Consider the following 5,962-nt stretch of genomic DNA (forward strand, 5'->3'; position numbering starts at 1 on the left):
TCTGTATGTAACTGGTCGGGAGCAGATTCCTGCGGCATCATGGGCAAATTTTGCACGGCAGCCCAAAGGACGCCCCATGAATCTGCCTCCCCGTCAGCAGCAAATCCTCGAACTGGTCCGCGAACGCGGCTATGTCAGCATCGAGGAAATGGCCACTCTGTTCGTAGTTACCCCGCAGACCATTCGCCGCGACATCAATCAGCTCGCGGAAGCCAATTTGTTGCGTCGCTACCATGGCGGCGCGGCTTACGACTCCAGTGTCGAAAACACTGCCTATGCCATGCGCGCCGATCAGATGCGCGATGAAAAACAGCGTATCGGCGAAGCCATTGCCGCACAGATTCCCGACCATGCCTCGTTGTTCATCAACATCGGCACGACCACCGAATCCATTGCCCGGGCACTGCTCAACCACAGTCACCTGAAAATCATCACCAACAACCTGCATGTGGCATCGATGCTCAGCGCCAAGGACGACTTCGACGTGCTGCTGACCGGTGGCAATGTACGGCGTGACGGCGGCGTGGTCGGTCAGGCAAGTGTCGACTTCATCAACCAGTTCAAGGTCGATTTCGCCCTGGTCGGCATCAGTGGTATCGATGAGGACGGCAGCCTGCTGGACTTCGATTATCAGGAAGTGCGGGTATCCCAGGCGATTATCGCCAATGCCCGACAAGTGATCCTCGCGGCCGACTCCAGCAAGTTCGGGCGCAACGCCATGATTCGCCTGGGACCGATCAGCCTGGTCGATTGCCTGGTCACCGATCAGCAGCCTTCCCCGGCGCTGGCGCAACTGTTGAACCAGCACAAGGTTCGGCTGGAAGTCGTTTAAGCCCACCCTCCTTCTTCGGCGTCTGTATTGACGCCAATGCACAACAAAATGTTCGTAAATTTTCCTTTAACGGCCCCTCGATGAGTATTTTCAATCGAAGCTGACTGGCCGTACGGGTCTTTATGGGCTAGTATTTTCGAAAATGAACATTAATGTTCGAATTCAAATACAGAACATAAAGAATTCCGAGGCCGAGCCGATGCCCAATTCCACCTTGCCTACGCCCCCTCTCGCCGAGGTCTACGATATCGCCGTCATCGGTGGCGGGATCAATGGCGTGGGAATTGCCGCGGATGCCGCCGGTCGCGGTCTCTCGGTGTTCCTTTGCGAAAAGGATGACCTGGCCAGCCATACCTCGTCGGCCAGCAGCAAGCTGATTCACGGTGGCCTGCGCTACCTCGAACATTACGAATTCCGCCTGGTGCGTGAAGCCTTGGCCGAACGTGAAGTACTGCTGGCCAAGGCTCCGCACATCGTCAAGCAAATGCGTTTCGTGTTGCCGCACCGCCCGCACCTGCGCCCGGCGTGGATGATTCGCGCCGGTCTGTTCCTCTATGACAACCTGGGCAAGCGCGAGCAACTGCAAGGTTCGAAAAGCCTGAAGTTCGGCCCCGACAGCGCGCTCAAAAACGAGATCACCAAGGGCTTCGAATACTCCGATTGCTGGGTCGACGACGCGCGCCTGGTGGTGTTGAACGCCATGGCCGCCCGGGAAAAAGGCGCCCACGTCCACACCCAGACCCGCTGTGTCAGCGCGCGCCGTACCAAGGGTTTGTGGCACCTGCATCTGGAACGCGCCGATGGCAGCCTGTTTTCGATCCGCGCCAAGGCGTTGGTCAATGCGGCCGGGCCATGGGTCGCCAAGTTCATTCGTGATGACTTGAAAATGGAGTCGCCTTACGGCATCCGCCTGATCCAGGGCAGCCACCTGATCGTGCCGAAACTGTACGAAGGCGAACACGCGCACATCCTGCAAAACGAAGATCAGCGCATCGTGTTCACCATTCCGTACCTGAATCACTTCACCCTGATCGGCACCACCGATCGCGAGTACACCGGCGATCCGGCGAAAGTGGCAATTACCGATGGCGAAACCGATTACCTGTTGAACGTGGTCAATGCCCATTTCAAAAAACAAATCAGCCGCGACGACATCCTGCACAGCTATTCCGGTGTGCGGCCTCTGTGCAACGACGAATCCGACAACCCGTCGGCCGTGACCCGCGATTACACCCTGGCGCTGTCTGGCACTGGCGAAGAGGCTCCGTTGCTGTCGGTGTTCGGTGGCAAGCTCACTACTTATCGCAAGCTGGCCGAGTCGGCGCTGGCGCAACTGGCACCTTACTTCAAGCACATCCAGCCAAGCTGGACCGCCAGCGCCACGCTGCCGGGCGGTGAAGGCATGACCACCCCGCAAGCCTTGAGCTCGCGTATCCGCGACCAATTCGACTGGCTACCGAGCGAGATCGCGCGCCGCTGGGCCACCTCCTACGGCAGCCGCACCTGGCGCATGCTCGAAGGCGTACAGGACCTCAGCGATATGGGCGAGCACATCGGCGGCGGTCTCTACACCCGTGAAGTCGACTATCTGTGCAGCGAAGAATGGGCAACCAGCGCCCACGACATCCTCTGGCGTCGCAGCAAGCTCGGCTTGTTCACGACGGTGGCCGAGCAGGAAAAGCTCAAGGACTACCTGAACAAGGTCGAACAGAACCGCAGCAAGATCGAAGCGGCCTGATCGGTCACCGGCATAAACAAAAGCCCCTGAATCTCGCGATTCAGGGGCTTTTTCGTATCGATGGATTTCAGTCACGCAAATCCGATTCGTGAATCGGCTGCTCACGGTGAGTCGCCCGCTGATACTGCGCCGGCCACACGGCCTTGTGCCCGCCCAGATCGTCATCTGCATGCAACGCCCAGTAGGGGTCACGCAACAACTCACGGGCCAGGAAGATGATGTCCGCCTGACAGGTGCGCAGGATGTGCTCGGCCTGTGCCGGCTCGGTGATCATGCCAACCGTGCCGGTGGCCATGCCCGACTCCTTGCGCACACGTTCGGCGAAGCGGGTCTGGTAACCAGGGCCTGTGGGAATTTCGGCATTCACCGCCGTCCCGCCCGACGAGACGTCGATCAGGTCGACCCCCAGGGCTTTGAGGCGGCGTGCCAGTTCCACGGTTTCATCAGGGTTCCAGCCGTCTTCCACCCAGTCGGTGGCCGAGACCCTGACAAACACCGGCAACTCCTCAGGCCACACCGCGCGCACCGCTTCGGTGACCTGCAGCACCAGCCGAATGCGATTTTCGAACGAACCGCCATATTGATCACGACGCTGGTTGCTCAACGGCGACAGGAACTGATGCAGCAGGTAACCATGGGCCGCATGCACTTCGACCACCTTGAAACCGGCCGTCAGTGAGCGCTTTGCCGCATCGACAAAGGCCTGGATCACCTTGGCGATCTCGCCGTCATCGAGTTGTCTGGGTTGGGTGTGCTGTGGGTCGAACGCAATCGGTGAAGGGCCGACCGGCACCCAGCCGCCCTCATCGGGCTTGACGCTGCCATGCTTGCCGAGCCACGGCCGGTAGGTGCTGGCCTTGCGCCCGGCATGGGCCAGTTGAATGCCGGCAACGGCGCCCTGGGCGGTGATGAAGCGGGTGATGCGTTGCAGGGGTTCGATCTGTTCGTCATTCCACAGACCGAGGTCCTCGGCCGTGATGCGCCCGTCGGCGGTGACCGCCGTGGCTTCGGTAAACACTAGCCCGGCCCCGCCGACAGCGCGGCTGCCGAGGTGGACCAGGTGCCAGTCATTGGCCAGGCCTTCGGCGCTGGAGTACTGGCACATCGGCGATACCGCGATGCGGTTGGGCAGGGTCAATTGGCGAAGGGTAAAGGGTTCAAGCAGCAGACTCATGGGGCACCTCTCGAATCAGTGGGCAGGCTCCAGGTTCTGTTTGAATAGTCGACGAGTGACAGGAAAAAGGTACAGCACCCGCCCCCGCGGGCAAAAAATTCGACAAGACGTCACAAGGCCAAAATCAAGCAGTGTTTAGAGCCTAGTCGACATCGAGGGATGTCGCCCCTTTGTAGGAGCGAGCTCGCTCGCGATGGACGACAGGACACCGCGGGGTATCAGGTCCCCAGCGCCATCGTTCACGCCCATCGCGAGCTCGCTCCTACAGGTGTCGGTTCAACGCGGTTCGATGTGGGCAATCATCAGCTGGACCGTCTCGTTGCCACGAAACTCGTTGAGGTCGAGCTTGTAGGCCAGTTCCACCCACTTGATGGTCGGATTTGGCCAGATGTCGCGGTCGATCCCAAAGGCAATGCCGTCGAGTTTCACCGAACCACATTCACTTTTCAGCACGACTTTAAGGTGCCGTTCGCCAACGACGCGCTGCTCGACCAACTGGAACACCCCATGAAACAACGGTTCCGGAAAGTGCTGCCCCCACGGGCCGGCATGCCGCAGGGCTCGGGCCAGCTCCAGGTGAAACTCTTCCACCGCCAGGGTGCCGTCCGACAGCAGCCGGCCAGTCAGGTCCTCTTCGCGCAATTGCCGGCGCACTTCAGCGTCAAAGGCTTCGGCGAACAAGGGAAAATTCGCTTCCGGCAGCGTCAGGCCGGCCGCCATCGCGTGGCCGCCATACTTGGTGATCAGATTCGGGTGCTGCGCCGCCACCACGCTCAAGGCGTCGCGGATATGAAAGCCCTGGACCGAACGCCCCGAGCCCTTGAGCAGGCCATCTCCGGCATCGGCAAAGGCGATGGTCGGGCGGAAATAGCGCTCTTTCATCCGTGACGCGAGAATACCTATGACGCCCTGATGCCACTCGGGATCGAACAGGCACAAGCCGAACGGCATCGACTCCACCGGCAGATCCTTGAGCTGCGCCAGCGCTTCACGCTGCATGCCTTGCTCGATGGATTTGCGATCCTGGTTCATGCCGTCCAATTGAGCAGCCATCTCACGGGCCAGACCTGCGTCTTCGGTCAGCAGGMACTCAATACCCAGGCTCATGTCATCCAGCCGTCCCGCCGCGTTCAGGCGCGGGCCGACAATGAAACCCAGATCGGTGGAGGTGATGCGCGCATGATCGCGCTTGGCCACTTCGAGGATCGCCTTGATCCCCGGCCGGGCACGTCCGGCACGAATCCGCTCGAGGCCCTGATGCACCAGAATCCGGTTGTTGGCATCCAGCGGCACCACGTCGGCCACGCTGCCCAAGGCCACCAGATCGAGCAGTTCGCCGATGTTCGGCTGCGGCTTGCTTGTGTACCAGCCGAGCTCGCGCAACCGCGCACGCAAGGCCATCAGCACATAGAAAATCACCCCGACACCGGCCAGTGCCTTGCTCGGAAACTCGCAACCAGACTGGTTCGGATTCACGATCGCATCGGCGAAGGGCAGTTCGTCGCCGGGCAAGTGGTGGTCGGTGACGAGCACCTTGAGCCCGACCTTTTTCGCCGCGGCCACGCCTTCGACGCTGGAGATGCCATTGTCGACGGTAATCAGCAAATGCGGCTGACGCTCAAGCGCCACCGCGACGATTTCCGGTGTCAGGCCGTAGCCGTAGTCGAATCGGTTGGGCACCAGGTAATCGACATGTGCCGCCCCCAACAGACGCAGACCCAGGGTGCCCACGGTGCTGGCCGTCGCGCCGTCGGCATCGAAGTCGCCGACGATCAGAATGCGCTGGCGCTGTTCGAGTGCCGTCACCAGCAGATCCACGGCAGCATCGATGCCCTTGAGCTGCTGGAACGGAATCAACCGCGCCAGGCTCTTGTCCAGTTCTGCCTCGGATTGCACACCCCGCGCCGCGTACAGGCGGGTCAGCAGCGGCGGAATATCACCGAGGAATGGCAGGGTGTCGGGCAGCAGGCGAGGTTCGATGCGCATGGGGTGAATGATGCTTCTCTTCGATACGTAGGATAAAACCGGGTGACGCGGTGCAATGGCGAATAATCAGCCGCGCTCACCGGCCAGCCACTGCAACTGGACTTCGTGCTGACCACGGTCGTCGGTGACGAAAATCGTTCCTTCGCTGATCATCACGTCCCACTTGATAACGCGCGGCATGTCTTTGGCCAGGGTTTCCAGGACTTCCTGCGGAACAGCCGCGATATGTACG

Annotated in this window: 5 protein-coding genes; 2 read left to right on the forward strand and 3 right to left on the reverse strand. The window is 60.6% G+C overall.

The window, feature by feature from the left end; translation table 11 throughout:
• Positions 1 to 76 precede the first annotated feature (76 nt).
• A complete protein-coding gene (locus ACXRVY_RS14925; RefSeq protein WP_007971301.1) occupies positions 77 to 832 on the forward strand; it encodes a DeoR/GlpR family transcriptional regulator in 756 nt (251 codons plus the stop codon).
• A 199-nt stretch (positions 833 to 1,031) separates the two neighbouring features.
• On the forward strand, positions 1,032 to 2,570 hold the full coding sequence (gene glpD, locus ACXRVY_RS14930) for a glycerol-3-phosphate dehydrogenase (protein WP_223459923.1): 1,539 nt from the start codon (positions 1,032 to 1,034) through the stop codon (positions 2,568 to 2,570).
• Between the two features lie 67 nt (positions 2,571 to 2,637).
• Here glpD and ACXRVY_RS14935 read toward each other — a convergent pair whose 3' ends face one another.
• The 3 genes from ACXRVY_RS14935 to ACXRVY_RS14945 form a co-directional block, all read right to left on the reverse strand.
• A complete protein-coding gene (locus tag ACXRVY_RS14935; protein ID WP_223459920.1) occupies positions 2,638 to 3,744 on the reverse strand; it encodes an NADH:flavin oxidoreductase/NADH oxidase in 1,107 nt (368 codons plus the stop codon).
• 276 nt (positions 3,745 to 4,020) lie between these two features.
• A complete protein-coding gene (gene recJ / locus ACXRVY_RS14940) occupies positions 4,021 to 5,730 on the reverse strand; it encodes a single-stranded-DNA-specific exonuclease RecJ (RefSeq protein WP_458237667.1) in 1,710 nt (569 codons plus the stop codon).
• Between the two features lie 66 nt (positions 5,731 to 5,796).
• Positions 5,797 to 5,962: YaeQ family protein (locus tag ACXRVY_RS14945; RefSeq protein ID WP_458237668.1), on the reverse strand; the 166-nt coding region annotated here is incomplete at its 5' end.

The sequence above is a fragment of the Pseudomonas sp. P5_A2_2 genome, from assembly GCF_054177685.1.

What these genes read in the sequence shown, in the direction of transcription:
- ACXRVY_RS14925 (WP_007971301.1), top strand. Translation starts at nt 77, where the DNA reads ATGAATCTGCCTCCCCGTCAGCAGCAAATCCTCGAACTGGTCCGCGAA.
- glpD (WP_223459923.1), top strand. Translation starts at nt 1,032, where the DNA reads ATGCCCAATTCCACCTTGCCTACGCCCCCTCTCGCCGAGGTCTACGAT.
- ACXRVY_RS14935 (WP_223459920.1), bottom strand. Translation starts at nt 3,744, where the DNA reads ATGAGTCTGCTGCTTGAACCCTTTACCCTTCGCCAATTGACCCTGCCC.